Here is a 25,669-nt window from a genome sequence, read left to right as displayed (position 1 = left end):
TCCGCCTTTAGCGTGATCGTAAATTCAGAATGAAATATTTTGGAAATGAATATCTGATTAGTTCTACTTTTTGTCAAATTATACAGACTTTCCGATTGATTGGAAACTGTAGGGTTAACCCAACAGTTGTGACCTTGATTTACCCATACTCTAAATCCTAATTGTTTTTTATTCTTTAAATCCATTATTGACCACAGTTTTTTTACCATTGAGGTCTTTCAGTACGAAGCTGGCTGGCATACCAACCTTGGGAGTAAATATGGTATCATTTTGGAGTGTTATGCCGGCACCCTTAGCATCAATTTCTTCAAAACCATAATATGTGCTCAAATCACCAATATCTGAAATCACAGATTTGTAAGTGTATGTGAGAAAATCTTCAGAAGTAAGTTCATTTCTGGAGATAGCAATATCTGCATTATAAGATGTATTGTTGACCATTAATGCTACATTTCTGATGATCAGGTCATGAAGGAAGTTTTTATTTTCCGGTATTTTCTCATATTCAGAATGTGTCTCTTTAGTGTAGGTCTTATGAATGATATGGTGAAAGGAAGAAAGTATAGATACAAAATTGAGCTTACGAATATACATTTTTTCCGGATCATTTTTATATCCACCCGACTCTATCAAAATCAGGCTGGTACCCCACTTCTGGATATTGTCACCAAATGCCCTTGGTTCATGGTCATCCGGGTATCTGGCAATCTGCTCTGGGACAAACTGTTGTAAGTCTTTATTCATTTTTGAAATCAACTGCACTGATCTTTTTCTTACTTCATTCATACTTAATTCATGATCATATGCGGAGGCCAGAAAGGAAATTGTAGCCGGATTTTTTGAAACCCCCGCACTTATTCTGTGATCCTGATCGTGTAGGTTGTATCCAAAATCAGGCTTTATTGTTTGCTGCAGGTTTTTCAGCAATCTGGATTCAGGACAAACTAATCTGAGAGCATCCCGATTCATATCTATTTCCTGAGCTGTCCTTCTTTGCCACTTTTCAGCACCATCAGGATTGAGCATTGGGATAAAATAAATAGTAGCCTTTTCTGCTAATTCTTTGCGAAATGAATCAAACTTATCTCCAGACGCCTTCAGAAAATTAAAGATATCAAACAAAGCCATGGTGGCTGTTGCTTCATTGCCATGCATCTGTGACCACAACAAAAGTTTGACAGGTCCATTGCCGTATTTCACCTGATAAATGTTTCTATCTTCAAAAGACTTCCCTGCTTCAGTGATGATCAAATTCCGACTTGTTTTGTGTTTTTCGATAAGTCGTACTACGTCACTATGTTTAAATCTTTTTACTGTAAAGGAAGGTTCTTTATGGTTGTCATATGCGAGATATATTTCCTTGGGAAATTGTTGGGCATTTGGAGTGCAGGAGATAAAAACAAAAAACAGTAAATAAAAAAACTTTATCATGGCCTTCTAAGAGTTGGTTTATGAATTTTTTTCTGCTTCAAGCAATCTGTCAAAAAGTTTTTTGGTGAAAGGACCATTCTCGAACAAATAATCGTCAATGGCCGTAACTGGCGAAATTCTCTTGGTGCTTGCAGTCAGAAATACTTCATCAGCTCCCATTAATTCTTCCACAGTTATCGGTCTCACCTCCAGGGGCAACACCTCCTGTGCGAATGATAAAATTTTCTTGCGGGTGACACCTTCCAGTATACCATCGGAAGGCGTGATAAGTATACCATTTTTTACCATAAATATATTGGACCTGGATGATTCTGATATCAGACCATCTTTGTAGTACAATACATCATCTGCCCCGATAGCTTTTAATTGTGGTATGACAGATATAGGTTTCAGATAATTTATGCTTTTGATATGATACAATTCCCGCAAATAATCTACCGTCATCAGTTTCAAACCCTGTTCATATGGATGAAACCTGAACGGATTGGCCAACATGAAGACATTGGAGTGTGCAGGAGTATATCCATCAGGAGAATAACCTCCTGTGCATAAAAGTTTTATACCTAAGAGTGGATGCTGATGAAGAGAGATGATTTCGTATATTTTTTCGGTGAGATACTGTCGTGTGTAAGGAAGTGTAAGATGGAGCCCTGTCACAGATCTTTCAAATCGATCCAAATAATCTTCCAGGAAAATCGGTTTGCCATCGACTACACGGAAAAAATCAAAAACACCATACCCTCGCAATAGTCCTATATCGCTGATATTGACATTGGCTTCATGTGAAGGTACTATATTTCCGTTTACAAATGCATACGAAGTCATAATTTAGAGTTTTTCAGGTATATGGTATTCTTTAATTTTGCGGTAGAGTGTTCTTTCCGAAATGCCGAGTTCATCTGCAGCATCTTTTCTCCTGTTATTAAATTTTTTTAAAGATTTTCTTATCATGTCTTTTTCCATTTCTTCAATGGATTTTATTTCTTCCACTTCATCGGTCTGGTGGAAGTTTTGTTTGTTTTGCAGCAATATCGGTTTATTGTCATAAGGTTCATATTCTTCATTGCGTATTGTAGAGCCTGGAGTAGGGTAGCTTTTCGAAAATAAAGCTTCTGCATTGTAAGAAGACATATTTTTGAGTGCTGATATATCCGGCAATGTAAGATCATTCGTCCTTATCAGTTCGTAGATGAGTGATTTTAGATCACTTAGATCACTTTTCATCTCGAGTAAAAACTTAAATATGATCTCTCTTTCATGAAATCCTCCTTCACTTTGGGCACTTTCAAACTTTTTGCTGGGAAGCAATCTTTCAGTAAGGTGCGGTACCAATTCAATAAGGTGTTCGGCATCAATCTCTTTTTGTTCTGACAGAACACTGAGTTGCTCTACCATATTTTTCAGCTCACGGATATTTCCGGGCCACCTGTAGTTTTCCAGTATGAGTTTGGCTTCCGGAGTCAGGGTGATAGAGTCTGAACGATATTTTTCTGCAAAATCACTTGAAAATTTTCTGAACAGCATATAGATGTCATCACGTCTTTCATGTAGGGCAGGCACTCTGATAGGCACAGTATTCAATCTGTAGTAAAGATCCTCTCTGAATTTTCCGGAATGAATCTTCTCTTCCAGATTGACATTAGTGGCTGCAATAACCCGCACATCAGTGGTGAGTACCTTGGAAGAGCCCACTCTCAGAAATTCGCCCGATTCCAGCATCCTCAGCAGATATGCTTGAGTATCGAGAGGCATCTCTCCGATCTCATCCAGAAAAATGGTGCCGCCATTGACTGTTTCGAAATATCCCTTGCGTTCGCCCAAAGCACCCGTAAATGACCCTTTTTCATGTCCGAAAAGCTCGGAGTTGATAGTACCAGCCGGGATGGCGCCGCAGTTGATGGCTATAAAATTGTTATGTTTGCGCACTGACAAATCATGTATGATGCGGCTGAATACTTCCTTACCTACACCGCTTTCTCCCTGAATGAGTACTGAAAGATCTGTCGATGCTACTCGCATAGCTGTGTTGAGTGCCCTCTCCAGTAATGGTGAGCGACCTATGATTCCAAATCTTTGTTTAACTCCCTGTATGTTCAAATCGAATTTTTTTGAATGTTGATTTTTACCTAAATATTTCACTAACAATTAATGACATTCCGGGCAATACCGTTGATGTCACCTTCTCACCTGATGTAAATGGTTTGCTTCCGGTATATTTTCCTTTTAGTAAGGTATAAACTAATATATATTCATCAGGCTCTACTATCCAGTACTCTTTTATTCCGGACTCTTGATATATTTCAAACTTGTCCTTGAGCTCTATATCTTTATTACCGGGAGAAAGAATTTCTATGACCAAATCAGGCGCACCGATACAACCTCTTTCATCCAGTTTTTCGGGATCACATACTACTGTGATATCCGGCTGAACCACAGTAAGTATTTTCCCATCCTGAAGCTTTTTAGCCTTGTTTTTATACTTTTTTGAAATATTGAGATCTTCAGAGATGGGCAATCTCACATCAAATGGTGCTGCATAAACATTGCACTTATTTTTAAGGAATGTCCATAAAAGACCATGTATTTGACTCGATGTTCTCTGATGTTTTGAACTCGGAGCGGGAGACATTTTCAATATCTTTCCTTTGATCAATTCTACACGCTCCTCAAATCTCCAAAGTAGATAATCTGCATAAGAATATGTCTTACTGAGATCGAGTTGGTTAATGTCTGTGATCATGGTGCGAGTTTTTAAGGCTTTTCTACGATTACCCCTCTTAGCGACCCTGAGGTAGCATCCGTTACTTTTACCCAGGTATATTCACCAGCTTTGAGACCATCCTGCTTTGGAAAATTGATCATTTTGTTCTGGCTGTTCCGTCCTTTAAACTCCTGATCCGATCTTTTGCTATTTCCTTCGATAAGCACTTTGAAGGTTTTGCCTATATCAGCTTTATTGACTTGCTGAGAAATCATCATTTGCGTATCTACCACTTCCTGAAGTCTTCTTTTTTTAATCTCTTCAGGTATATCATCAATCAATTTTTTAGCTGCCGGAGTACCAGGTCGTTCGGAGTAAAAAAACATGTACGACATACTGTATTTCGCCCAACGGATCATGGAGATGGTTTCCTGATGCTCATCCTCTGTTTCGGTGCAAAAACCACAAATGATATCTGATGAAATCGCACAATCAGGTATGATTTTGTAAATAGCTTCAACACGTTCCATATACCACTCTCGGTCATAAGTCCGGTTCATCAGATCGAGGATACGACTATTGCCGGATTGAACAGGTAAGTGTATATACTTGCATATGTTTTCATGCCTTGACATAGTGTGCAGCACTTCATTAGTGATATCTTTGGGGTGGGAGGTAGAAAATCTCACTCTCAGGTCCGGGTGCACCAGGGCTACTCTTTCGAGCAATTGAGCAAAATTGACATGTTCTTCTGCATCTGGATTTGTCCATTTGTATGAATCAACATTCTGACCCAACAGGGTGACATCTCTGAAGCCCCGTTGGTACAGGTCTGTAGCTTCTGCCACTATCGAATATGCGTCTCTGCTGCGCTCTCTCCCTCTTGTAAATGGCACCACACAGAATGAACACATATTGTCGCATCCTCTCATGATGGATATAAAACCCACGATACCGTTACTGTCTAATCTCAATGGAGAAATATCAGAATACGTCTCTTCACGGGACAGTAATACATTGATACCCTTTTCACCATCATCAACTTTTGCCAGCAAGTTGGGCAAATCTCTGTAGGCATCAGGGCCAACCACGATATCTACTAGTTTTTCCTGCTCCAGAAGCTTCGCTTTAAGTCTCTCGGCCATACATCCTAAGACACCGATCATCATATCCGGCTTTTTCAACTTCAATGCATTAAATACTCTGAGACGATTCCTGACCGTGTCTTCTGCCTTTTCCCTGATAGAGCATGTATTTACAAGGATAAGGTCAGCTTCTTCCATCATCCTGGTAGGGCCAAAACCATCTTCAGCAAGAATGGAAGCCACAATCTCTGAATCACTGAAATTCATAGCACAACCATAAGATTCTATATAAAACTTCCTTGAAGCGGATGTCAGATTTTGGTGATATAATACCTCACCCTGTCTGGCTTCATCTATTTCTTTCTTAATTCCGGTCAGGGTTACATTGTCATCGTACATGTTTCTTAATATAAAGTTTGGGATGCAAAATTACAACAATTTGAGATGAAATATGACAAAATGACAGAAATAATAGACACTTTATTGTGTAGTTGTTTCTTTAAGATATAAAATGTGCTACATAGAAGGAAAATCACCGTTTTAAAATTTTTCTTTTTATACCAAACAGAAAATTGATTGCGAAAATATACAATCATAATTATTTAATTTACAATACATTATGATTTAAATATTTCGCAGAATATTTTCTGTCCACTATAAATAACTTAACCATCAAAAATACTTTTTTTAAAAAAAACATGTCCTGCTATATAAAATTTAAAGACAATATTTTTATCTTTGCACCCGCAAATGAAACATTGACCCATGGTGTAATGGTAACACTCCGGTTTTTGGTACCGTCATTCTAGGTTCGAGTCCTAGTGGGTCAACAAAATCCCTTGATAACTAATTGATTGTCAAGGGATTTTTGTTTTTATTGATCTTTAGGTGTGGATTTTTAGCTAACTTTCTATCAGTGGTACGCAATCAATGGTTTAAAGAGGGATGCTCCTCAATGCAATGACATTTACATGATTCAATTCAATAAAAGATCAAAATATCACTCCACTTCGCACCATCAGTACTATTCCAAATATAAATAATAATACTCCTGCTATTTTGGTAAAGATGCCAATATGATGCAATTGGAGTCGACTTTTTATGGCCTTCGCCATGATAACTTTTAGCGAATCTGTGATAATAATTGTTACCATTATAGTTCCGAAAAGCAAGATGGTTTCTATACCATTTATCCCTTTGGCAGACACATAGCTTGTCATCACCCCAATCCAGAATATAAAGGTAAAGGGGTTGATGAAGTTGACAGCAAACCCTTTTGTAAAATAACCAAAATAAGATTTGGCATCAAAAGCCGGCGTAGATTCATCTCCTTTGTGCGATTTGAAAAAAGATATCAGACCAGAACCAATCAATACTAGTCCTCCGGCAAGGCCCATACCAAATTTAAAATTTTCCGCTTGGGTTAGTTCCGTCAATTGAAGTATAAAATAGTATGATGCCGAGATCACAATTATATCACTGATCCATATTCCACTTCCTACTGCGATGCCCGCCCTTAAGCCATGCTGAACACCTGTCTGTGTAAGTGCAACAAAAATAGGTCCCAATAATATGGTCAATGTGAGTCCAAGCATGACTCCATCGGCAATATACTGCATTTTACTTTTTTATAGTGTCTATTCGTTGAGCCCTGCTGTTTGTTTTTCTCTTCTTACGAGTGCATTTTCTCTCGAAGAAAAATACTCCTGACGATGATGGACCATTTCAACAGCTGTAAACATTGCTTTCAGCATAGAAGATTCATCCGCCATATTGGTTCCGGCTATATCATATGCTGTCCCGTGATCCGGTGATGTTCGTATAAATGACAGACCTGAAGTAACATTGGTGCCTGTGCCAAATGATAACGCTTTGAATGGTATCAATCCCTGGTCATGGTACATCGCAAGTACAGCATCAGCTTTTCTCCACAATCCACTTCCAAAAAATCCATCAGCAGCATATGGGCCATTTACTAATATACCTTGTTTTTTCACTTCAATGATAGCCGGTCTTATTATTTTTTCTTCTTCATCACCTATCAGCGAATCATCCGAAGCATGTGGATTCAATCCCAAAACACTAATGACAGGACGCTCATATCCAAAATCTTCTATCAATGCTTTATTCAGGATTTTTATTTTTTCAATGATAAGATCTTTGGTAATTGAAGACGCCACTTTTGAAACCGGAATATGATTGGTGACCAAAGCCACTTTCAAAGCTTCACTAACCATAAACATCAGACTCTGAGCAGCACCATCCTTGGCAGTAAAATATTCTGTGTGACCGGTATAAGTGAAATTAGCCAACTGCATGGCATTTTTGTTGATAGGTGCAGTGACTAATCCCTGAATGCTACCATCCTTAATATCTGAAAGAGCTTTGTCCAGTGAAATGATCGCATATTTTCCACCTTCAGATGTAGCTTTTCCAAGGGTGATATTTACATTATCATCCCAGCAATTTACAAGATTTATTTTACCGGGAATGGCTTGTTTAGCATTGCTGACAGAATGAAAATTGATATTTATATCTTTGACTATATTCTTATGGTAAGAAAGAACTTTATAAGAGCCATAGATGACAGGAGTAAATGTTTTCAAAATATTTGGATTGCCTAAAGCTTTTATTATGACTTCAGTACCTATACCATTGATATCGCCTATTGTAATTCCTATTTTAAGTGCCATAAGGATTTTTGATTTTAAAATAAACCGCAAATGTAGCTAAAAATCTGTTTACCATCCTCAGAAAATGAAATGCGTATGTATAACAAATTGCACTTTTTTAGAATTCTTTTAAATAAACGGTAAAAACATGGTTGAATTGGGCAGGTCGTCCCTCAAGGGAATGAGGGTAGCGAGGAAGAAAAATTGAATTTGTGCAGTTTGTTATACAAACATTAAATGCAATAATTAAAAATCGCAATTATTTGAATATTAATAACTTGTGATTTGAATACTTTGCAAAATATTTTGTATTCACTAAACATCAGTATTGTGTTGGCATTTTATACATAAATTTGCCAAACTCCTAAAAGTATAAAGTATCGAGTTACCTCATCCCGGCAATGAACAATAACCGACACTCTAAAAAATTAAAATATCTGACTCATAAAGTACAAATTTCAAAAGGAGTATTTTTTTAAATGTATCAACTCCATAAATTCAGATGTTTATATATATGATTTTTTTAAATGACAAGAACAACACAACCAAAACAACCATGCTATAAGCCTGAGATCGTCAGAACATATTAAATTTCAGTAATTTATTGAAAAAATATTCCAAAAAAATATTCTCCGTAAGCAAAATAATAATACCTTTGCGTCTCTTTTTGAAGAAGGAGTATTTTTTCTTCATAAATAATCTTTATTTTATATAAATTTTCATATATGCCAACTATTAATCAGTTAGTAAGAAAAGGTAGAGAAAAAGTAGTAGTAGCGAGTAAATCAAGAGCTTTGGATTCATGTCCTCAGAAGAGAGGGGTTTGTACCAGAGTATATACTACGACGCCTAAGAAACCAAATTCAGCTCTTCGTAAAGTAGCTAAGGTCAGAATGACCAATGGCATTGAAGTTATCGCTTACATTCCTGGTGAAGGTCACAATCTTCAGGAACACTCTATCGTATTGGTAAGAGGTGGCAGGGTTAAGGATCTTCCGGGTGTACGATATACTATCGTTCGTGGTGCTTTAGACACGGCTGGTGTGGCAAAAAGACTTCAAAGTAGATCTAAATATGGAGCAAAAGCCCCTAAAAAATAATATAACTTAGACTGTATATAATAATATTATCGAAAGATGAGAAAAAGAAAGCCAAAAAAGCGAGTTATTACTCCAGATCCAAGGTATAGTGATCCTATGGTAACTCAGTTTGTTAACAACATGATGTGGGAAGGCAAAAAAAGCATTTCTTACGGTATTTTTTATGATGCTTTGGACAAAGTAGAAGGCAGAACAAGCGAAAATCCACATGAAGTATGGAAAAAAGCTCTTGAAAATGTAATGCCCGCTGTTGAAGTAAGAAGTAAGAGAATAGGAGGAGCTACTTTTCAGATACCTACTGAAATAAGACCGTCAAGACGAATGTCAATAGGAATGAAGTGGTTGATTAGATTTTCACGTGCCCGCAGTGGTAAAGGAATGGCAGAAAAACTGTCAGCAGAAACTATTGCAGCAAGCAAAGGCGAAGGTGCAGCCGTAAAAAGGAGAGAAGATACTCATAGAATGGCTGAAGCCAACAGAGCATTTGCACACTTCAAAGCATAATTTTTCTTAGAAACATATTTTTTTAAAAAAGAATAAAATCTTTATAACCATATAATCATGGCAAAAGATCTTAAATATACCAGAAATATAGGTATCGCAGCTCACATTGATGCGGGTAAAACTACAACAACAGAAAGGATTCTGTACTATACAGGCATAAGTCATAAAATAGGAGAGGTGCATGATGGTGCTGCTACTATGGACTGGATGGAACAGGAGCAGGAGAGAGGTATCACCATCACTTCAGCAGCTACTACTTGTAACTGGAATTATCCTACCACTCAAGGTCAATCCCTTCCTGAAACTAAACAATACCATTTTAACATCATCGATACTCCAGGTCACGTGGATTTTACTGTAGAAGTAAACCGGTCTCTTAGAGTACTTGATGGACTGGTTTTCCTTTTCAGTGCTGTTGATGGTGTTGAGCCTCAGTCTGAGACTAACTGGAGATTAGCAGAAAGGTATCGAGTTCCTAGTATTGCTTTCGTCAACAAGATGGATAGATCTGGAGCTGATTTCTTCAATGTAGTAAATGATATCAAAGAAAAACTCGGAGCCAATGCTATTCCTTTACAAGTTCCGATAGGAGCAGAAGAAAAATTTAAAGGAGCAGTAGACCTGATCACCAACATCGCCATGGTGTGGAATGAAGAAGATCAGGGTATGACTTACAAAGTAATTGATATACCTGCTGATATAGCGGATACCGTTGCAGAGTACAGAGCTAAGCTGATAGAAGCAGTTGCCGAGTATGACGTAGAACTGATGGAAAAATTCTTTGAAGATCCGGATTCAATCACCGTACCTGAAATCAATGCAGCTGTAAGAGCAGCCGTAATGGATCTTGCATTTACACCTGTGATGTGTGGTTCAGCATTTAAAAATAAAGGAGTTCAGGCCGTACTTGATGCCGTCTGTGCATTTTTGCCTTCGCCAACAGATACAGCAGGTATCACCGGTACTAATCCCAAAACAGAAAAAGAAGAAGTCAGAAGACCGATAGTCACTGATCCTTTTGCAGCACTTGCTTTCAAAATAGCTACAGATCCATATGTAGGTAGATTAGCATTTATGCGCGTTTACTCTGGTGGATTGGATGCCGGGTCATATGTACTCAACACAAGGTCAAATAATAAAGAAAGAATTTCCAGATTGTATCAAATGCATGCTAATAAACAAAACGCCATTGAGCGTGTTGAGGCAGGTGATATTGCCGCTGGAGTTGGATTTAAAGATATCAGAACTGGAGATACACTTTGTGAAGAAGCGCATCCAATCGTGCTTGAAAGTATGGTATTTCCTGAGCCTGTTATTGGTCTTGCTATTGAGCCAAAGACACAAAAAGATCTGGATAAGTTGGGTATGGCACTCAATAAACTTTCAGAGGAAGATCCGACGTTCAGAGTAAAATATGATGAAGAGACCAATCAGACAGTTATCAGTGGTATGGGTGAATTACACCTTGAAATCATTGTAGATCGTTTGAGAAGAGAGTTTAAAGTGGAAGTGAATGAAGGAGCTCCTCAGGTCAACTATAAAGAAGCACTCACTTCAAGTGTCGAACATACTGAAAGGCTTAAAAAGCAATCTGGAGGTTCTGGACTTTTTGCTCAGATGTCATTTGAATTAGGGCCGGCAGATGAGAAGTTTTTAGAATCAGAAGATTTTAAATCTGGTAAAACAAAGCTTCAGTTTGTCAATGATATTTTTGGTGGATCAGTTCCGAAAGAATACTTTGCTTCTATCGTCAAAGGGTTTAATTCCATGATGGACAATGGTATTTTGGCAGGTTACCATATAGACAGTATGAAAGTAAGACTTTATGATGGTCAGACTCACGCTGTTGACTCAAAGCCACTTGCTTTTGAACTTTGTGCAAAAGAAGGTTTCAAGGAAGCTTCCAAAAAATGTAGTCCGGTTTTACTTGAGCCAATCATGAAGCTTGAAGTGGTTTCGCCTGATGAATATGTTGGTAGTGTAATAGGTGACCTCAACAGAAGGAGAGGACTTCCAAAAGGACAGGAAGCAAGATCAGGTGGGGCAGTAGCTATTGCAGCTGAAGTTCCGTTGGCTGAGATGTTTGGATATGTGACTCAATTGCGTACCATCACCTCTGGAAGAGCAAGCAGTAGTATGGAGTTTAGCCATTATTCGCCGGCACCAAAAGGCATCGCTGACGCTGTCATCGAAAAAGCAAAAGGCGCTAAAGCTTAAAAGCATTCTGAAATGATTTTTGATGATTGAATCAAGAATCATTTTTTTATTAAATATTTTTTATTAATTGTTGCTGAGATATTCAAAATAGTATTATCTTTGCGGCCTCTTAAAAATAGAGTGAAATTTAACATTAGGTTATGAATCAAAAAATCAGGATAAAACTCCGCTCTTACGATCACAATTTGGTAGATAAAAGTACTGAAAAGATTGTAAAAACGGTCAAAAACAGCGGTGCTGTTATTTCCGGTCCGATTCCGCTGCCAACAGAGAAAGAAGTATTTACAGTATTGCGTTCCCCGCATGTAAATAAAAAATCTCGTGAGCAGTTCCAGCTAAGGACCCACAAACGCATCATCGAGATTTTTACACCAACCCAGAAGACAGTTGACGCATTGTCAAAACTAGAACTTCCTAGTGGTGTGGATATCCAGGTGAAGCTCACTTAATCGCTGGATTTTATTTATTTTTTAGATTCTGAAGTATAGATATCAGGTAGTTTCCTGAATCTTTTTAAAAATTTAATCATGAACGGATTAATAGGAAAAAAGTTTGGTATGACCAGTATTTTCGATGCGAGTGGCAAAAATATTGCTTGCACAGTCATCGAGGCCCAGTCTAATATCGTCACTCAGGTTAAGTCGGTGGAGACAGATGGATATGATGCCATTCAACTGAGTTATGGTGAAGCAAAGGTAAAAAACACTTCAAAGGCGCTTCAGGGCCATTTTGAAAAGGCAGGCACTTCACCCAAACAGGAAGTAGTCGAGTTCAGAGATTATCCATTGGATAGGGCTTTGGGCGAAGAGGTCAATATTGGTGATATATTCAATGAAGGAGATAAAGTTAGTGCCATAGGAACTTCCAAAGGTAAGGGTTTTATGGGTGTCGTAAAAAGACATAACTTTAACGGAGTTGGACAAGCTACCCACGGACAGCATAATAGATTGAGAGCTCCGGGATCAGTAGGTGCTTCAGCATGGCCTTCACGGGTTTTCAAAGGAGTGCGTATGGCAGGAAGAGTTGGAAATGAAAGAGTGAAGACTAAAAATTTAAAAATTGTTAAGCTTTTACCGGAAATGAACATTATCCTTATTCAAGGAGCTGTTCCTGGTCACAAAGGTTCTTATGTAATTATTGAAAAGTAAGGATGATGAAACTAGATGTTCTAAATATACAAGGTGGCAGTACAGGAAGAAGTGTAGAACTTCCTGAAGAAATATTTGGTGTAGAACCAAATCCTCATGCGGTATATCTTGCTGTAAAACAATATCTTGCTGCACAAAGACAAGGTACTCACAAAGCTAAAGAAAAGTGGGAGATCTCAAGAACAACTAAAAAGTTGAAAAGACAAAAGGGAACAGGTACTGCAAGAGCAGGTTCTATGAAGAGCCCTGTTTTCAGAGGTGGTGGACGTACATTTGGACCTAAACCACGTAATTATTCATTCAAACTGAATAAAAAAGTCAAAGAACTTGCAAGATATTCTGCTTATTCTGACAAAGTCGCTTCAGGTTCAATGATTGTAGTCGAAGATTTCAATCTTGCTGCTCCAAGTACCAAAGAATACAAAAGAATCCTTGAAAACTTGAAAGTGGATGGAAAATCATTATTACTGACAGCAGAGATCAATTCAAATGTCTACCTATCAGGAAGAAACCTTCCTAAGAGTCAGGTGAGATTTGTAAATGATGCCAATACTTATGATATTATTGGAGCTGATGTTCTTTTGATTTCTGAAAATTCAATAAATAAACTTAAATCTGCTTTTCAGGAGCAATAAAATAGTTAAGATATGTCTGGAAATATATTAATAAAACCGGTTATCTCCGAAAAATCTGAGTCCCTTACAGCAAAAGGAAATCAGTACACATTCGTAGTTGACAAAAATGCCAACAAATTAGAGATTAAAAAAGCTGTGGAAGCAATGTTCTCTACTAACGTGTTGGCTGTCAATACAGTGATTGTTCCTGCAAGAATGAAATCACGAAATACCAGATCAGGAGTCATCAGAGGCAAGGTAAGTTCTTACAAGAAGGCTTATGTTACTCTGGCTGAGGGAGAGAGCCTTGATATTTATAACAGTTCAGAAGAGTAAGCAGATAATTATAAAAAATTAATCGCTATGGCAATTAAAAAATTTAACCCAATCACTCCGGGCCTGAGACAAAAAGTTCAGGTCGATTATTCGGAATTGACTACTTCCAAACCGGAAAAAAGCCTCACAGTAGGTAAGTCAAAATCCGGTGGAAGGAACCATGATGGGAAAATGACAATGCGTCAAATTGGAGGCGGAAATAAACAAAAATACAGAATTATCGACTTCAAAAGAGATAAAGAAGGTATTCCGGCTAAGGTTGTTTCCATAGAGTATGATCCAAACAGAACATCATTTATAGCCTTATTGGTGTATGCTGATGGAGAAAAAAGATATATTATAGCTCCCGACAAGATTAAAGTAGGTGATGCTATTATGTCTGGCAAAGATGCTACTCCTGATACTGGAAATGCTTTATACTTTTCTTCAATCCCATTAGGAGCTGATATTCATGCTATCGAAATGTCACCTGGCAAAGGTGCAGCTTTAGCAAGAAGCGCAGGTACATATGCGACAATGGTCGGACGTGAAGGTAAGTATGCCATAGTAAAATTGCCATCAGGCGAAGTAAGAAGAGTATTGTTGACTTGCAAAGCTGTCATCGGACGTGCTTCAAACCCTGATCATGGGCTGGAAGTAATGGGAAAAGCGGGTAAAACCAGATGGTTGGGCAAGAGATCAAGAGTAAGAGGGGTAGCAATGAACCCGGTAGATCACCCGATGGGTGGAGGTGAAGGTAGGGCTTCAGGAGGGCATCCAAGATCCAGAACCGGCATCATGGCAAAAGGACAGAAAACCAGAAGCGTTAAGAAGGCTTCAAGTAGATTAATTATTTCAAAACGTAAGTAATCATTATCAGCAAATGGCTAGATCAATAAAAAAAGGACCTTATGTATATCACAAGCTTTACGAAAAAGTCGTGAAAGCAACTGAAAGTAATAAAAAATCTGTGATTAAGACATGGTCGAGAGCTTCAATGATTATACCTGATATGATAGGTCAAACAATTGCAGTTCACAATGGAAAGACTTTCATCCCTGTATTTGTGACAGAAAACATGGTAGGTCACAAGTTGGGAGAGTTTTCCTTGACCAGAACATTCAGAGGTCATAGTGGTAATAAAAAATAACAAGAATTAGCAAAAGCGAAAAATAGTAGAAATGGAGGCACATGCAAAACTTAGAAATTGTCCGATGTCAGCTCGAAAGATGCGATTGGTGGTTGACAATATCAGAGGCAAATCCGTAGATGATGCCCTTAATATATTGAAATATACAAACAAGGAAGCAGCTGGATGGGTTGAAAAACTTTTATTGTCGGCAGTATCCAATTGGGCTTCAAAGACTGAAGTGGCAAGTCCTGAAGATTATAGATTGTTTGTCAAAACTGCCTTCGTTGATGGTGGTTCAGTACTTAAGAGATTCAGACCGGCACCCCATGGAAGGGCTAACAGAATCAGAAAAAGAATGAACCATGTAACACTAGTGGTCGAGAATAAATTAGAAATCCAAGATTAAAATATAAAACATCAGTTCATGGGTCAAAAGACAAATCCAATAGGAAACAGACTTGGTATCATCAGAGGATGGGATTCAAGTTGGTTTGGTGGTAAAGAGTTTGGTCAGAAAGTCGTAGAAGACGAACAAATCAGAGTTTACCTGAACGCTCGAATTCAGAAAGGTGGTCTTTCAAAAATTGTAATTGAAAGAACGCTTAAAAGAATCACCGTTACTATGCACACTTCAAGACCGGGTATCATCATTGGTAAAGGTGGTCAGGAAGTAGATAGGATTAAAGAAGAGTTGAAAAAACTCACCAGTAAAGATGTTCAGATCAATATAATCGAAATCCGACGTCCTGAATTAGATTCTGCTATAGTTGGTGAAACTATTGCAAAGCAGATCGAATCCAGAATAAACTATAAAAGAGCCATTAAAATGGGTATCCAATCTGCAATAAGAGCAGGTGCTGAAGGTATCAAGGTCAGAGTAAGCGGCAGACTTAATGGTGCAGAGATGGCGAGAAGTGAAGAGTTTAAAGATGGCAGAACTCCATTGCATACATTCAGAGCAGATATAGATTACTCCATCAAGGAAGCATTGACAGTTTATGGTAAAATCGGGATAAAAACCTGGATATGTAAAGGTGAAGTGCTTGAGAAAAGAGACCTTTCGCCAAATGTAACAGCGGGCAAAGCTAATACAGATGGTGGAGGAGAAAATAGAGAAAGAGGAGATAGAGGAGACCACCGAGGCGGTAGAGGAGAAAGAGGAGATAGAAATGAAAGACGTGGTGGAGACAGAAGAGGAGGTCAAGGCGGACAGGGTGGACAAGGAGGAAATAGAAAAAGATAAAATTATTTTGTAAATTTATATTACCTTTGCGCCACTTTTTGAAAAAGGTAAAGTTTTAAACGATAACAGATATGTTACAACCAAAAAGAACGAGGTACAGAAAACAGCATAAAATGAACCCCAAAGGTATAGCCGTTAAGGGTAGCACAATATCTTTTGGTTCATTTGCTCTAAAGTCCATGGAGATTGGCAGAATTACAAACAGACAACTTGAGTCTGCAAGGATTGCCATGACCAGATATATGAAAAGGGAAGGAAAGGTTTGGATCAGAATATTTCCGGACAAACCTATCACCAAGAAGCCTCAGGAAGTGCGTATGGGTAAGGGTAAAGGAGCCTTAGATCATTGGGTAGCAGTTATTAAACCAGGTAAAATAATGTTTGAAATTGACGGTGTACCAGCGGAAATTGCGGTGGAAGCATTAAGACTGGCAGCTCAAAAATTACCTGTATTGACAAAAACAGTTGTTAGAGTAGATTATAGCGAATAATATAAAAAGTTAGCTGATTATGGCATCAAAAAAATTTTTAGAGTTGCAGACAATGTCTGTCGAATCTATTGGAACTGAGCTTCGCCAGTCAATGACTGACCTGAATCGAATGAAATTTGATCATGGTGCTAAAGGTTTGGAAAATCCATTGGAATTAAAAAATCTTAGGAAGGATGTAGCAAGACTGCAAACTGAGTTGAGAGACAGAGAATTGAAGGCTATGTCTGCTGAAGATCTTGCTAAGAGATCAAAAATCAGATTCAGAAGAAAGTAATCATAAAATAATAAGTCCAATGACTGAAAATTTATTAAACAAAATAAGAATAGGCGTGGTATCCAGTGCTAAAATGGATAAAACAGTGACTGTTTTGATTGAAAGAAAATTGAAACACCCTATTTATGGTAAATTCGTGAAGAAGTCAAAAAAATTCTTTGTTCACGACGAAAACAATGAGTGTACCGAAGGTGATACTGTAAAAATTACAGAAACCAGGCCCTTAAGTAAAATGAAGAGCTGGAGACTTGTTGAAATTGTTGAAAAAGCGAAATAATTAAATTAACTAGTCATGATCCAAACAGAGTCAAGATTAAAAGTTGCAGATAACAGCGGAGCGAAAGAGGTTCTTTGTATCCGTGTATTAGGTGGAACAAGACGAAGATATGCATCAGTTGGTGACAAAATCGTCGTAGCTGTGAAGTCAGCTACACCTACCGGTATTAAAAAAGGTACTGTAACTAAAGCAGTTATTGTCAGGACCAGCAAAGAAATCAGAAGAAAAGATGGTTCATATATCAGATTTGATGATAATGCGGTTGTACTTCTGAATGCTGCAGATGAGCCAAGAGGAAGCCGTATATTCGGACCTGTGGCCAGAGAGTTGAGAGATCGTGATTATATGCGTATTGTATCATTAGCACCCGAAGTGCTCTAATAAAATTTTATATCATGACTGATTCAAAAAGATTTGCACCAAAATTGCATATAAAGAAAGGGGATAATGTAATGGTTATCGCTGGATCCAATAAAGGACTTAAAGGTGAAGTTAAATTGGTGATCCCAAAAGAAAATCGTGCAATTGTGGATGGTGTTAATATGGTCAAAAAACATATCAAATCTACTCAGGACAATCCTGGGGGGATAAATGAGATGGAAGCACCTATTCATATTTCAAACCTTAAGCTTATTGATCCTAAATCAGGGTTGCCTACAAGAATTGGCAGAAAAGTGGTGGATGGGAAATCGGTAAGATATTCAAAAAAATCAGGAGAAATTATCAAGTAATGAGTTATATACCTAGACTTAAGCAGAAATACAGGGAAGAGATCGTCTCCAAATTGAATGAACAATTTGGATATAAGACTGTCATGCAGGTGCCTAGACTTGAAAAGATATGTATCAATCAGGGTGTTGGTTCTGCTACCCAGGACAAAAAACTTGTCGATAATGCATTAAACGAGATGACTACCATTACAGGTCAAAAGGCTGTTTCAACAATTGCCTCCAAGTCTATTTCGAATTTTAAGTTGAGAGAGTTTATGCCTATAGGTGCAAGAGTAACACTCAGAAATAAGAAGATGTATGAATTCCTTGATAGACTTATTACGGTGGCATTACCACGAGTAAGAGACTTTAAAGGCATAAATGACAAGAGTTTTGACGGAAGAGGAAATTATTCTCTGGGTGTTAAAGAACAAATTATCTTCCCGGAGATTGACATTGACAAAGTAAATAAGATCACAGGTATGGACATAAGCTTTGTTACAACTGCCAAAACTGATGCTGAAGCCCTGGCTTTGCTAAAAGAGTTAGGATTACCTTTTAAAAATCAAAAGAATTAACTTTCCATGGCTAGAAAATCCGTTATAGCAAGAGAAATAAAAAGAGAAAGATTAGTAGCTAAATATGCTGATTTGAGGAAAAAACTTAAAGAAGCAGGCGATTATGAAGCCCTTGATAAATTACCAAAAAATTCTTCTAAAGTACGCTTACACAATAGATGTAAACTTACAGGAAGACCTAAAGGATACATGAGACGATTTGGAATCAACCGTGTGACCTTCAGGAAAATGGCAAATGAAGGTCTTATTCCGGGTATCACAAAAGCAAGCTGGTAATAATTTATAACATAGAATTTAGTTTTCAAAAAATGATAGTAACAGATCCAATTGCAGATTATTTGACCAGAATCAGAAATGCACAGATGGCAGGTCATAAAATAGTGGAGATTCCTTCATCCAACATGAAAAAGTCTATCACTGAGATACTTTATGATCATGGTTACATACTCAAATACAAATTTGATGATGCTGCCGGAAAACAGGGAGTGATCAGTATTGCTTTAAAGTATGATCCTGTCACAAAAAAACCTGTAATCAGAGAATTGGGAAGAATATCTACTTCAGGTCTACGTCAGTATTCAGGTTCTAAAGAAATACCAAAGATCATCAACGGGCTAGGTATTTCTATTGTTTCTACCTCAAGAGGATTAATGACCGACAAACAGGCTAGAAAAGAGAATATCGGGGGTGAATTGATCTGTTATATTTATTAATTTAAAATAATTATTTATAGTCATGTCTAGAATTGGCAAAGCTGTAATTAGCATACCTTCGGGTGTATCAGTGGATGTAAGTAAAGGTAACTTTGTGACAGTAAAAGGTGCCAAAGGTACTTTATCTGAACAAATAAATCCTGAATTGAATATCAAAATTGAAGATGGTACTCTAAGTGTAGAAAGACCAACTGATCAAAAGAGACATAGAGAAGTGCATGGACTTTCGAGATCACTTATTAACAATATGGTGACGGGAGTTTCTTCTGGATTTTCCAAACAAATGGAATTAGTGGGTGTTGGATATCGTGTGAATAATACAGGCAATCTTCTGGAATTGCTAGTCGGATACTCTCACCCTATATATTTTATGATCCCGTCTGAAATCAAACTTACAACAAAAATGGAAAAGGGTGAAAACCCAACCATTATCATGGAAGGATCAGACAAACAGCTTTTGGGGCAGGTATGTGCTAAAATACGCACTTACAGGAAACCGGAACCTTATAAAGGAAAAGGTATCAAATTTACTGGCGAGAGTATCAGAAGAAAAGCAGGGAAAACATCAGGTAAAAAATAATCAAATAATACAAAGCCATCAAAAATGGACAGTAAATTATATAATAGGACAAGAGTCAAATATAGAATCAGAAAAAAGGTTAGCGGTGTCAGCCAAAAGCCAAGATTGTCTGTATTTAGAAGCAATAAAGAGATTTATTGCCAGTTAATTGATGATGTAAATGGAGTAACAATTGCTGCCGCATCATCAAAAGGACTAAAAGTAGCTGGTACAAAAATTACCGTCGCTGCAGAGGTAGGTAAGATTCTTGCTTCAAAAGCAAAAGCTGCCGGAATTGAAAAAATAGTTTTTGACCGAGGCGGATACTTGTATCATGGCAGAGTTAAGTCTTTGGCTGATGGAGCCAGAGAAGGTGGTTTAATTTTTTAAAAAAAATATATATGTCAGCACCAGTAAAAGTAAATCAACAAGCCGAATCTGAACTGAAAGAAAAGCTAGTAAACCTTTCAAGAGTTGCAAAGGTAACTAAAGGGGGTCGTACCTTCAGTTTTTCTGCTCTTGTTGTGGTAGGTGATCGCAATGGAAGTGTAGGTCATGGTCTTGGGAAAGCATTGGATGTATCTGAGTCTATACAGAAGGCAGTACAAGATGCAAAAAAGAACATGGTTAAAGTAGCTTTAAATAAAGGTACTATACCTCACGAACAAAAAGGTAAGTATGGAGCTGGAAAGGTATTGATTAAGCCTGCTGCTGACGGTACAGGAGTAATAGCCGGTGGAGCCATGCGAGCGGTGTTGGAAATGGCAGGTATTCATAATGTATTAGCTAAATCACAAGGATCTTCAAACCCTCATAATGTTGTTAAAGCTACTATAGATGCCTTAACAAAAATTAGAGATTCAAAAGAAATTGCAAGAAATCGTGGTATTGATTTGAAAAAAGTATTTGAAGACTAAATTTAAAATTTGAGAAAATGGGAAATATCAAAATCACTCAAGTTAAGAGTACTATTGACAGAAGTAAGCGCCAAAAAGCAACAATTGAATGTTTAGGGATAAAAAAGCTCAATCAGACAGTTGTAAAAGAGGCAAACCCTCAGATTATGGGTATGGTGGCTAAAGTTGCCCATCTCATAAAAATTGAGCATTGTTGATAATTTGAAAAATATAATCCAAAAATAATGATAAAGTAAACAGTTATTTTTTCAGTTTTTGGTGTTTACAATTTGATTTCAAATTTATTAAAAATTAAATCTAATTGTCAATTCAGAGTAAGGATGGAGATTTGTTTTCAATTCCATCTTTCAATTAAATAAATAGAAGAATTATCAGACGGAACTCCCACGACAGCTGTCGGACACTTTGGAGAATAATTTTTGGGTGTTCAATCTGACATTAATAACTTGCACTCAGAGAGTGCCAAACTTAAAATAAACAGATGAAATTACATAATTTGACGCCTGCTGCAGGATCTGTAAAAAAAGAAAAAGGCAGGCTTGGACGTGGTGAAGGATCAGGTTCAGGTGGCACAGCATCCAAAGGACATAAAGGTGCAAAAGCCAGATCAGGTTTCAAAAGTAAGAGGGCTTTTGAAGGAGGTCAGATGCCTATACAGATGCGTCTTCCAAAGAGGGGTTTCAAAAATATCAATCAGGTTTCATATGTAGCAATCAATGTTTCCAGGTTACAGGAGATTCATGACAATTATGGTCTGACAGATATTACCAAGGTTGCCTTGTATAATGAGGGTATCATCAACAGAGGAGAAAAAGTTAAGATTTTGGGAAATGGAGAACTTACTGCCAAGCTTAATGTTACGGTTGATGCATATTCTGCAAGTGCAAAGAGTAAAATAGAAGCTGCAGGCGGTTCTGTCAATGCATAATAAGATACATCATGAAAAAGTTTATTGAAACACTAAAAAATATTTGGAGTATTAAGGAGTTAAGAGATAAGATCACATTTACTCTTATCATCCTTGCAGTATTCAGATTAGGTTCTTATATTGTATTGCCTGGTGTAAATGCCTTGGCTTTGGAGACAGCATCATCAGGTAGAAAAGCGAATGACTTACTCCAGCTGATTAACACTTTTACAGGAGGTGCGTTCAATCAGGGTTCCATATTTGCTTTGGGTATCATGCCATATATTACTGCTTCTATCATCGTGCAGTTATTGGGTTTTGCAGTACCTTATTTCCAGAGATTACAGCAAAAAGAAGGTGAATCAGGTAGAAAAAGAATTAATCAGATCACCCGGTTTCTTACAGTGCTAATTACTCTCGTCCAAGGTAGCGGATACATTTTATATCTCAACACTACACCGGGAGCAGTGGATCCAAGCATCAACCCAACTGTATTTTGGTTTACGAATATGATTACGCTTGCCACAGGAACAATATTCTGTATGTGGTTGGGTGAAAAAATTACTGATAGAGGTATCGGTAATGGTATTTCCCTTCTGATTATGGTGGGTATTATCGCTAAATTGCCTCAGGCTTTCGCAGCTGAAGTTATATCGCAAGTCACAAACAACAAGTGGATACCGTTAATACTTGAATTTATCGTATTCTTCTTCATAATCATTGCCACTATATTAATTGTGCAAGGTGTTAGAAAAATTCCTATTCAGGCTGCAAAAAGAATGGTAGGTCGTACTGCAGGAGCACCAGCAGCTGGTGCAAATGACTTTATTAATCTAAAGTTGAGTGCTGCAGGAGTAATGCCTATTATCTTTGCTCAGGCGATTATGTTTTTGCCTCTTACAGGCGCACAATGGGTTACCAGCAATGCAGGAGTTCAGTCTGATCTGTTATTGAAGTTTAATGACCCGATGTCTATGGCTTATAATGTGGTGTTTTTTATACTGATAGTAATTTTCACTTACGTTTATACTGCTTTGATTGTAAATCCGCAACAATATGCGGAGTATCTAAAGAGGATGAACTCTTTTATACCAGGCGTAAAACCAGGTCAGGATACTCAGGATTATATCGACACTTTAACCACAAGAATTACACTTCCGGGAGCTATCTTTATTGGGTTGATCGCGATTTTACCAGCAATAGTAGCTTACGCCGGTGTGAATGTCGCATTTTCGTATTTTTTTGGAGGCACTTCATTATTGATCTTAGTCGGTGTTGTGTTGGATACTTTACAACAAATAGAGAGTTATCTGCTAATGAGAAAATATGACGGACTTGTCAAATCAGGAAGAATTCAGGGTAGAAGTAGCCAGGGTATCACGATAGGAGCAGGAATGTAATATCAGAATGATTTATTACAAGACAAATGAAGAAATAGAATTAATGAGGCAAAGCAATTTACTGGTAAGTAAAACGCTGGCACATATAGCTGAAATCCTAAAAGTAGGAAAAAACAGCAAACAAATTGATAAAACGGCTGAAGAGTTTATAAGGGATCATGGAGGGAAACCCGGTTTTAAAGGCTATCGGGGATTTCCGGCAACCTTGTGTATGTCAATCAATGATGCAGTAGTGCATGGCATTCCATCTGACAGGGTTTTTGCTGAAACAGACATAGTTTCTATTGATTGCGGTGTATTGCTTAATGGTTTTTATGGTGACGCTGCATTTACTTTCGCGTTCAAAAATATCACTCCCGAAGTCAGGAGATTACTTAAAGTAACAAGAGAATCTTTATACAAAGGTATATCTGCTGCAGTGATCGGAAATAGAGTAGGGGATATAAGTTTTCACATACAACATTATTGTGAAAAAATACATGGATACAGTATTGTGCGCGAATTGGTAGGTCATGGTGTAGGGCGCAATCTGCATGAGGATCCTGAAGTTCCTAATTTTGGACAGCGAGGCAAAGGCCCGATACTAAAAGATGGTTTAGTTCTTGCAATCGAACCGATGGTAAATTTGGGAATCAGAGGGGTAAAACAGCTTAATGATGGGTGGACCATCCTGACTAAAGACGGAAAGCCTTCTGCCCATTATGAACATAGTGTAGCGATACGAAAGGATGGACCCGATATACTCTCTGATCACTCTTATATTGATGATTCAATTAAAAAAAATGAAGAAATCGTGGATATCTCGATAAATTTTTAGATATTTGCGCTCCAATTTGAAAAATGGCAAAACAAGACCTGATAAAACTCGACGGAATAATAGAAGAAGCCCTATCAAACGCAATGTTTAGGGTGAGACTGGAGAGTGGACACCTGATAACCGCCACAATCTCTGGAAAAATGAGAATGCATTATATCAGGATATTGCCGGGTGATAAAGTTGCTGTAGAAATGTCTCCTTACGACTTGTCAAGAGGTAGAATAAATTACAGATATAAATAACAGACAAAAGGCTTAATACAATGAAAGTACAGGCATCAATTAAAAAGCGATCAGTAGATTGCAAAATAGTTAGAAGAAAGGGGAAGCTTTATATTATAAATAAAAAGAACCCTAAATTTAAACAAAGACAAGGATAATAAAACGAAATTATGGCACGTATCGCTGGTGTAGATTTACCAAGAAACAAAAGAGGAGTCATAGGCTTGACATATATCTATGGTATAGGTCCTACTTTGGCCAAAAAAATCCTGTCATCTGCAAGTGTATCTGAGGATACCAAAGTAAGTGACTGGTCGGATGAAAATATAAAATTCATTTCCAGATTTATTCAGGACGAATTCAAAGTGGAAGGTGAATTAAGAAGTGAGGTGCAATTAAGTATAAAAAGGCTTATGGATATCGCTTGTTATCGTGGGATTCGGCATAGAAAAGGCCTACCTGTGAGAGGGCAAAGCACTAAAACTAATGCCCGTACCAGAAAAGGTAAAAAGAAGACAGTAGCAAATAAAAAGAAAGCAACTAAATAATAGTTAATATATATTCATTATGGCTAAAGGTAAAAAAGTCAGTAAAAAAAGGGTAGTGAAAGTCGAATCAGAAGGTTTGGCATTTATCCATGCTTCTTTCAATAATATCATCATATCTATGTGTAACAGAGCCGGTCAGGTTATATCTTGGGGTTCTGCAGGTAAGTCTGGTTTCAGAGGTAGTAAGAAGAATACACCATATGCTGCTCAGATGGCAGCAAACGGAGCATCCCAAACAGCGTATGAAGCTGGTTTAAGAAATGTGGAAGTTTTTGTAAAAGGTCCTGGAGCCGGTAGAGAATCTGCTATCAGAGCTATTGATTCTTCAGGAATCAAAGTCACAAGGATCAAAGATATGACACCTGTGCCTCACAATGGTTGCAGACCACCAAAGAAAAGAAGAGTTTAATCATAATTATTATACTAAAATCCATTTATAATGGCAAGATATACAGGTCCTACTACTAAGAAGGCAAGAGCATTTGGAGAACCGATTTTTGGTTATGATAAAGCTTATGAAAAAAGAAAATATCCTCCTGGCCAGCATGGCCAAATGAAAAAGCGTAAGCAAAGAACAGATTACGCCATAGAGCTCAATGAAAAGCAAAAAGCAAAGTATACTTATGGTGTATTGGAAAGACAGTTTAGAAATCTGTTTGAAAAAGCTGCTGCAAAATCAGGAGTAACGGGTGAAATATTACTTCAATTGCTGGAGTCAAGACTGGATAATGTAGTTTATCGTATGGGTATTGCTAAGACCAGAAGAGCAGCAAGGCAGTTAGTTACGCACAGACATATCATGGTGGATGGCATACTTTGTAATATTCCTTCCATGCTTTTGAAGCCAGGAGCTGTTGTGTCGGTAAGAGGAAAGTCAAGAAATATTGACATCATACTAAGTAATGTGAAGGCAAAGAAGGATGGTTCAAAGACCTACGGATGGATAGAATGGAATGGTGATAAAATGGAAGGAAGGTATCTTGCGCATCCTGAAAGGGAAAAAATCCCTGAAAACATAAACGAGCAACTTATTGTAGAATTATATTCTAAATAATTTATTGGCTGCTTTTATAGCGGCCTGCTTCTTTTTTATAA

The 25,669-nt window shown here is 37.6% G+C and carries 38 protein-coding genes and 1 tRNA gene; 32 read left to right on the top strand and 7 right to left on the bottom strand.

Going from position 1 to position 25,669, the window contains the following annotated elements:
• Nucleotides 1–168: 168 nt before the first annotated feature.
• Genes IPK35_20005 through miaB form a run of 5 tightly spaced genes read right to left on the bottom strand, consistent with a single transcriptional unit; the run spans nucleotide 169 to nucleotide 5,616 of the window.
• Complete coding sequence (locus IPK35_20005) at nucleotides 169–1,431, bottom strand: peptidase M14 (GenBank protein ID MBK8055488.1); 1,263 nt, start codon at nucleotides 1,429–1,431, stop codon at nucleotides 169–171.
• Between the two features lie 18 nt (nucleotides 1,432–1,449).
• Nucleotides 1,450–2,256 carry an aminotransferase class IV gene (locus IPK35_20000; protein MBK8055487.1) on the bottom strand — a complete coding sequence of 269 codons (807 nt, stop codon included), beginning with the start codon at nucleotides 2,254–2,256 and terminating at the stop codon, nucleotides 1,450–1,452.
• Between the two features lie 3 nt (nucleotides 2,257–2,259).
• Nucleotides 2,260–3,528 (bottom strand): sigma-54-dependent Fis family transcriptional regulator, encoded by a 1,269-nt coding sequence (locus tag IPK35_19995; GenBank protein ID MBK8055486.1) that lies wholly within the window; start codon nucleotides 3,526–3,528, stop codon nucleotides 2,260–2,262.
• A 25-nt stretch (nucleotides 3,529–3,553) separates the two neighbouring features.
• Nucleotides 3,554–4,171 carry a Uma2 family endonuclease gene (locus IPK35_19990; GenBank protein ID MBK8055485.1) on the bottom strand — a complete coding sequence of 206 codons (618 nt, stop codon included), beginning with the start codon at nucleotides 4,169–4,171 and terminating at the stop codon, nucleotides 3,554–3,556.
• A gap of 11 nt (nucleotides 4,172–4,182) precedes the next feature.
• Nucleotides 4,183–5,616 (bottom strand): tRNA (N6-isopentenyl adenosine(37)-C2)-methylthiotransferase MiaB, encoded by a 1,434-nt coding sequence (gene miaB, locus IPK35_19985; protein ID MBK8055484.1) that lies wholly within the window; start codon nucleotides 5,614–5,616, stop codon nucleotides 4,183–4,185.
• 360 nt (nucleotides 5,617–5,976) lie between these two features.
• Here miaB and IPK35_19980 point away from each other — a divergent pair.
• Nucleotides 5,977–6,047 (top strand) — tRNA-Gln (locus tag IPK35_19980).
• A 162-nt stretch (nucleotides 6,048–6,209) separates the two neighbouring features.
• On the opposite strand, the gene IPK35_19975 is transcribed toward IPK35_19980, so the two are convergent.
• Entirely contained in the window at nucleotides 6,210–6,836 is a 627-nt protein-coding gene (locus tag IPK35_19975; protein ID MBK8055483.1) for a LysE family transporter, read from the bottom strand.
• 18 nt (nucleotides 6,837–6,854) lie between these two features.
• Nucleotides 6,855–7,916 carry a 4-hydroxythreonine-4-phosphate dehydrogenase PdxA gene (gene pdxA, locus IPK35_19970; GenBank protein MBK8055482.1) on the bottom strand — a complete coding sequence of 354 codons (1,062 nt, stop codon included), beginning with the start codon at nucleotides 7,914–7,916 and terminating at the stop codon, nucleotides 6,855–6,857.
• Between the two features lie 698 nt (nucleotides 7,917–8,614).
• Between pdxA and IPK35_19965 the strand changes: the two genes are divergently transcribed.
• The 31 genes from IPK35_19965 to rpsD all read left to right on the top strand — a co-directional run bounded on the left by IPK35_19965 (nucleotide 8,615) and on the right by rpsD (nucleotide 25,628).
• Nucleotides 8,615–8,989: a 30S ribosomal protein S12 gene (locus IPK35_19965; GenBank protein ID MBK8055481.1), complete on the top strand. Its 375-nt coding sequence runs from the start codon at nucleotides 8,615–8,617 to the stop codon at nucleotides 8,987–8,989.
• Between the two features lie 36 nt (nucleotides 8,990–9,025).
• Nucleotides 9,026–9,493: a 30S ribosomal protein S7 gene (gene rpsG, locus IPK35_19960; protein ID MBK8055480.1), complete on the top strand. Its 468-nt coding sequence runs from the start codon at nucleotides 9,026–9,028 to the stop codon at nucleotides 9,491–9,493.
• A gap of 57 nt (nucleotides 9,494–9,550) precedes the next feature.
• Nucleotides 9,551–11,710, top strand: coding sequence for an elongation factor G (gene fusA, locus IPK35_19955; protein MBK8055479.1), 2,160 nt, complete (start codon nucleotides 9,551–9,553; stop codon nucleotides 11,708–11,710).
• Nucleotides 11,711–11,850: 140 nt separating this feature from the next.
• Entirely contained in the window at nucleotides 11,851–12,159 is a 309-nt protein-coding gene (rpsJ, locus tag IPK35_19950) for a 30S ribosomal protein S10 (GenBank protein MBK8055478.1), read from the top strand.
• Between the two features lie 78 nt (nucleotides 12,160–12,237).
• A complete protein-coding gene (gene rplC / locus IPK35_19945; GenBank protein MBK8055477.1) occupies nucleotides 12,238–12,858 on the top strand; it encodes a 50S ribosomal protein L3 in 621 nt (206 codons plus the stop codon).
• A gap of 5 nt (nucleotides 12,859–12,863) precedes the next feature.
• Nucleotides 12,864–13,493: a 50S ribosomal protein L4 gene (gene rplD, locus IPK35_19940; GenBank protein ID MBK8055476.1), complete on the top strand. Its 630-nt coding sequence runs from the start codon at nucleotides 12,864–12,866 to the stop codon at nucleotides 13,491–13,493.
• 12 nt (nucleotides 13,494–13,505) lie between these two features.
• On the top strand, nucleotides 13,506–13,808 hold the full coding sequence (gene rplW, locus IPK35_19935; GenBank protein ID MBK8055475.1) for a 50S ribosomal protein L23: 303 nt from the start codon (nucleotides 13,506–13,508) through the stop codon (nucleotides 13,806–13,808).
• A gap of 27 nt (nucleotides 13,809–13,835) precedes the next feature.
• Nucleotides 13,836–14,657 carry a 50S ribosomal protein L2 gene (gene rplB / locus IPK35_19930; GenBank protein ID MBK8055474.1) on the top strand — a complete coding sequence of 274 codons (822 nt, stop codon included), beginning with the start codon at nucleotides 13,836–13,838 and terminating at the stop codon, nucleotides 14,655–14,657.
• Between the two features lie 13 nt (nucleotides 14,658–14,670).
• Nucleotides 14,671–14,937, top strand: coding sequence for a 30S ribosomal protein S19 (gene rpsS, locus IPK35_19925; GenBank protein MBK8055473.1), 267 nt, complete (start codon nucleotides 14,671–14,673; stop codon nucleotides 14,935–14,937).
• Between the two features lie 31 nt (nucleotides 14,938–14,968).
• Nucleotides 14,969–15,325, top strand: coding sequence for a 50S ribosomal protein L22 (rplV, locus tag IPK35_19920; GenBank protein MBK8055472.1), 357 nt, complete (start codon nucleotides 14,969–14,971; stop codon nucleotides 15,323–15,325).
• 18 nt (nucleotides 15,326–15,343) lie between these two features.
• Nucleotides 15,344–16,162, top strand: a complete 819-nt coding sequence (gene rpsC / locus IPK35_19915; GenBank protein MBK8055471.1) for a 30S ribosomal protein S3 — start codon at nucleotides 15,344–15,346, stop codon at nucleotides 16,160–16,162.
• Between the two features lie 71 nt (nucleotides 16,163–16,233).
• On the top strand, nucleotides 16,234–16,653 hold the full coding sequence (gene rplP, locus IPK35_19910; GenBank protein MBK8055470.1) for a 50S ribosomal protein L16: 420 nt from the start codon (nucleotides 16,234–16,236) through the stop codon (nucleotides 16,651–16,653).
• Between the two features lie 19 nt (nucleotides 16,654–16,672).
• Nucleotides 16,673–16,927 (top strand): 50S ribosomal protein L29, encoded by a 255-nt coding sequence (rpmC, locus tag IPK35_19905; GenBank protein MBK8055469.1) that lies wholly within the window; start codon nucleotides 16,673–16,675, stop codon nucleotides 16,925–16,927.
• A gap of 19 nt (nucleotides 16,928–16,946) precedes the next feature.
• Nucleotides 16,947–17,204, top strand: coding sequence for a 30S ribosomal protein S17 (gene rpsQ, locus IPK35_19900; protein MBK8055468.1), 258 nt, complete (start codon nucleotides 16,947–16,949; stop codon nucleotides 17,202–17,204).
• Between the two features lie 15 nt (nucleotides 17,205–17,219).
• The gene (gene rplN, locus IPK35_19895; GenBank protein ID MBK8055467.1) at nucleotides 17,220–17,585 is read left to right on the top strand and encodes a 50S ribosomal protein L14; all 366 of its coding nucleotides are present in this window, start codon (nucleotides 17,220–17,222) and stop codon (nucleotides 17,583–17,585) included.
• A gap of 44 nt (nucleotides 17,586–17,629) precedes the next feature.
• Nucleotides 17,630–17,935 carry a 50S ribosomal protein L24 gene (gene rplX / locus IPK35_19890; GenBank protein MBK8055466.1) on the top strand — a complete coding sequence of 102 codons (306 nt, stop codon included), beginning with the start codon at nucleotides 17,630–17,632 and terminating at the stop codon, nucleotides 17,933–17,935.
• A gap of 8 nt (nucleotides 17,936–17,943) precedes the next feature.
• A complete protein-coding gene (rplE, locus tag IPK35_19885; protein MBK8055465.1) occupies nucleotides 17,944–18,492 on the top strand; it encodes a 50S ribosomal protein L5 in 549 nt (182 codons plus the stop codon).
• A 6-nt stretch (nucleotides 18,493–18,498) separates the two neighbouring features.
• On the top strand, nucleotides 18,499–18,768 hold the full coding sequence (gene rpsN, locus IPK35_19880; GenBank protein ID MBK8055464.1) for a 30S ribosomal protein S14: 270 nt from the start codon (nucleotides 18,499–18,501) through the stop codon (nucleotides 18,766–18,768).
• A gap of 32 nt (nucleotides 18,769–18,800) precedes the next feature.
• Nucleotides 18,801–19,205: a 30S ribosomal protein S8 gene (gene rpsH / locus IPK35_19875; GenBank protein MBK8055463.1), complete on the top strand. Its 405-nt coding sequence runs from the start codon at nucleotides 18,801–18,803 to the stop codon at nucleotides 19,203–19,205.
• A gap of 22 nt (nucleotides 19,206–19,227) precedes the next feature.
• A complete protein-coding gene (gene rplF, locus IPK35_19870; GenBank protein MBK8055462.1) occupies nucleotides 19,228–19,785 on the top strand; it encodes a 50S ribosomal protein L6 in 558 nt (185 codons plus the stop codon).
• Nucleotides 19,786–19,809: 24 nt separating this feature from the next.
• The gene (locus tag IPK35_19865; protein MBK8055461.1) at nucleotides 19,810–20,154 is read left to right on the top strand and encodes a 50S ribosomal protein L18; all 345 of its coding nucleotides are present in this window, start codon (nucleotides 19,810–19,812) and stop codon (nucleotides 20,152–20,154) included.
• Nucleotides 20,155–20,165: 11 nt separating this feature from the next.
• The gene (rpsE, locus tag IPK35_19860) at nucleotides 20,166–20,681 is read left to right on the top strand and encodes a 30S ribosomal protein S5 (protein MBK8055460.1); all 516 of its coding nucleotides are present in this window, start codon (nucleotides 20,166–20,168) and stop codon (nucleotides 20,679–20,681) included.
• A 17-nt stretch (nucleotides 20,682–20,698) separates the two neighbouring features.
• A complete protein-coding gene (gene rpmD / locus IPK35_19855) occupies nucleotides 20,699–20,878 on the top strand; it encodes a 50S ribosomal protein L30 (GenBank protein ID MBK8055459.1) in 180 nt (59 codons plus the stop codon).
• A gap of 284 nt (nucleotides 20,879–21,162) precedes the next feature.
• Nucleotides 21,163–21,609 (top strand): 50S ribosomal protein L15, encoded by a 447-nt coding sequence (gene rplO, locus IPK35_19850; GenBank protein MBK8055458.1) that lies wholly within the window; start codon nucleotides 21,163–21,165, stop codon nucleotides 21,607–21,609.
• 11 nt (nucleotides 21,610–21,620) lie between these two features.
• Entirely contained in the window at nucleotides 21,621–22,988 is a 1,368-nt protein-coding gene (gene secY / locus IPK35_19845) for a preprotein translocase subunit SecY (protein ID MBK8055457.1), read from the top strand.
• A gap of 7 nt (nucleotides 22,989–22,995) precedes the next feature.
• Nucleotides 22,996–23,805 (top strand): type I methionyl aminopeptidase, encoded by an 810-nt coding sequence (gene map / locus IPK35_19840; protein ID MBK8055456.1) that lies wholly within the window; start codon nucleotides 22,996–22,998, stop codon nucleotides 23,803–23,805.
• A 23-nt stretch (nucleotides 23,806–23,828) separates the two neighbouring features.
• Complete coding sequence (gene infA, locus IPK35_19835) at nucleotides 23,829–24,047, top strand: translation initiation factor IF-1 (GenBank protein MBK8055455.1); 219 nt, start codon at nucleotides 23,829–23,831, stop codon at nucleotides 24,045–24,047.
• Between the two features lie 20 nt (nucleotides 24,048–24,067).
• Nucleotides 24,068–24,184: a 50S ribosomal protein L36 gene (gene rpmJ / locus IPK35_19830; protein MBK8055454.1), complete on the top strand. Its 117-nt coding sequence runs from the start codon at nucleotides 24,068–24,070 to the stop codon at nucleotides 24,182–24,184.
• 12 nt (nucleotides 24,185–24,196) lie between these two features.
• Nucleotides 24,197–24,574, top strand: a complete 378-nt coding sequence (gene rpsM / locus IPK35_19825; GenBank protein ID MBK8055453.1) for a 30S ribosomal protein S13 — start codon at nucleotides 24,197–24,199, stop codon at nucleotides 24,572–24,574.
• A 19-nt stretch (nucleotides 24,575–24,593) separates the two neighbouring features.
• On the top strand, nucleotides 24,594–24,983 hold the full coding sequence (gene rpsK / locus IPK35_19820; GenBank protein ID MBK8055452.1) for a 30S ribosomal protein S11: 390 nt from the start codon (nucleotides 24,594–24,596) through the stop codon (nucleotides 24,981–24,983).
• 30 nt (nucleotides 24,984–25,013) lie between these two features.
• The gene (gene rpsD, locus IPK35_19815) at nucleotides 25,014–25,628 is read left to right on the top strand and encodes a 30S ribosomal protein S4 (GenBank protein MBK8055451.1); all 615 of its coding nucleotides are present in this window, start codon (nucleotides 25,014–25,016) and stop codon (nucleotides 25,626–25,628) included.
• The last annotated feature ends 41 nt before the right edge of the window (nucleotides 25,629–25,669 follow it).

Source organism: Saprospiraceae bacterium (assembly GCA_016713025.1).
Lineage (GTDB): Bacteria > Bacteroidota > Bacteroidia > Chitinophagales > Saprospiraceae > OLB9.
Note: the sequence above shows the minus strand (reverse complement) of the source record. Positions and strands in the feature narration are given on the sequence as shown.

Bases quoted from the DNA above. Each gene is read 5' to 3' on its own strand.
- IPK35_20005 (MBK8055488.1), bottom strand. From the start codon at position 1,431: ATGATAAAGTTTTTTTATTTACTGTTTTTTGTTTTTATCTCCTGCACT.
- IPK35_20000 (MBK8055487.1), bottom strand. From the start codon at position 2,256: ATGACTTCGTATGCATTTGTAAACGGAAATATAGTACCTTCACATGAA.
- IPK35_19990 (MBK8055485.1), bottom strand. From the start codon at position 4,171: ATGATCACAGACATTAACCAACTCGATCTCAGTAAGACATATTCTTAT.
- miaB (MBK8055484.1), bottom strand. From the start codon at position 5,616: ATGTACGATGACAATGTAACCCTGACCGGAATTAAGAAAGAAATAGAT.
- IPK35_19975 (MBK8055483.1), bottom strand. From the start codon at position 6,836: ATGCAGTATATTGCCGATGGAGTCATGCTTGGACTCACATTGACCATA.
- IPK35_19965 (MBK8055481.1), top strand. From the start codon at position 8,615: ATGCCAACTATTAATCAGTTAGTAAGAAAAGGTAGAGAAAAAGTAGTA.
- rpsG (MBK8055480.1), top strand. From the start codon at position 9,026: ATGAGAAAAAGAAAGCCAAAAAAGCGAGTTATTACTCCAGATCCAAGG.
- fusA (MBK8055479.1), top strand. From the start codon at position 9,551: ATGGCAAAAGATCTTAAATATACCAGAAATATAGGTATCGCAGCTCAC.
- rpsJ (MBK8055478.1), top strand. From the start codon at position 11,851: ATGAATCAAAAAATCAGGATAAAACTCCGCTCTTACGATCACAATTTG.
- rplC (MBK8055477.1), top strand. From the start codon at position 12,238: ATGAACGGATTAATAGGAAAAAAGTTTGGTATGACCAGTATTTTCGAT.
- rplD (MBK8055476.1), top strand. From the start codon at position 12,864: ATGAAACTAGATGTTCTAAATATACAAGGTGGCAGTACAGGAAGAAGT.
- rplW (MBK8055475.1), top strand. From the start codon at position 13,506: ATGTCTGGAAATATATTAATAAAACCGGTTATCTCCGAAAAATCTGAG.
- rplB (MBK8055474.1), top strand. From the start codon at position 13,836: ATGGCAATTAAAAAATTTAACCCAATCACTCCGGGCCTGAGACAAAAA.
- rpsS (MBK8055473.1), top strand. From the start codon at position 14,671: ATGGCTAGATCAATAAAAAAAGGACCTTATGTATATCACAAGCTTTAC.
- rplV (MBK8055472.1), top strand. From the start codon at position 14,969: ATGGAGGCACATGCAAAACTTAGAAATTGTCCGATGTCAGCTCGAAAG.
- rpsC (MBK8055471.1), top strand. From the start codon at position 15,344: ATGGGTCAAAAGACAAATCCAATAGGAAACAGACTTGGTATCATCAGA.
- rplP (MBK8055470.1), top strand. From the start codon at position 16,234: ATGTTACAACCAAAAAGAACGAGGTACAGAAAACAGCATAAAATGAAC.
- rpmC (MBK8055469.1), top strand. From the start codon at position 16,673: ATGGCATCAAAAAAATTTTTAGAGTTGCAGACAATGTCTGTCGAATCT.
- rpsQ (MBK8055468.1), top strand. From the start codon at position 16,947: ATGACTGAAAATTTATTAAACAAAATAAGAATAGGCGTGGTATCCAGT.
- rplN (MBK8055467.1), top strand. From the start codon at position 17,220: ATGATCCAAACAGAGTCAAGATTAAAAGTTGCAGATAACAGCGGAGCG.
- rpsN (MBK8055464.1), top strand. From the start codon at position 18,499: ATGGCTAGAAAATCCGTTATAGCAAGAGAAATAAAAAGAGAAAGATTA.
- rpsH (MBK8055463.1), top strand. From the start codon at position 18,801: ATGATAGTAACAGATCCAATTGCAGATTATTTGACCAGAATCAGAAAT.
- rplF (MBK8055462.1), top strand. From the start codon at position 19,228: ATGTCTAGAATTGGCAAAGCTGTAATTAGCATACCTTCGGGTGTATCA.
- IPK35_19865 (MBK8055461.1), top strand. From the start codon at position 19,810: ATGGACAGTAAATTATATAATAGGACAAGAGTCAAATATAGAATCAGA.
- rpsE (MBK8055460.1), top strand. From the start codon at position 20,166: ATGTCAGCACCAGTAAAAGTAAATCAACAAGCCGAATCTGAACTGAAA.
- rpmD (MBK8055459.1), top strand. From the start codon at position 20,699: ATGGGAAATATCAAAATCACTCAAGTTAAGAGTACTATTGACAGAAGT.
- rplO (MBK8055458.1), top strand. From the start codon at position 21,163: ATGAAATTACATAATTTGACGCCTGCTGCAGGATCTGTAAAAAAAGAA.
- secY (MBK8055457.1), top strand. From the start codon at position 21,621: ATGAAAAAGTTTATTGAAACACTAAAAAATATTTGGAGTATTAAGGAG.
- map (MBK8055456.1), top strand. From the start codon at position 22,996: ATGATTTATTACAAGACAAATGAAGAAATAGAATTAATGAGGCAAAGC.
- infA (MBK8055455.1), top strand. From the start codon at position 23,829: ATGGCAAAACAAGACCTGATAAAACTCGACGGAATAATAGAAGAAGCC.
- rpmJ (MBK8055454.1), top strand. From the start codon at position 24,068: ATGAAAGTACAGGCATCAATTAAAAAGCGATCAGTAGATTGCAAAATA.
- rpsM (MBK8055453.1), top strand. From the start codon at position 24,197: ATGGCACGTATCGCTGGTGTAGATTTACCAAGAAACAAAAGAGGAGTC.
- rpsK (MBK8055452.1), top strand. From the start codon at position 24,594: ATGGCTAAAGGTAAAAAAGTCAGTAAAAAAAGGGTAGTGAAAGTCGAA.
- rpsD (MBK8055451.1), top strand. From the start codon at position 25,014: ATGGCAAGATATACAGGTCCTACTACTAAGAAGGCAAGAGCATTTGGA.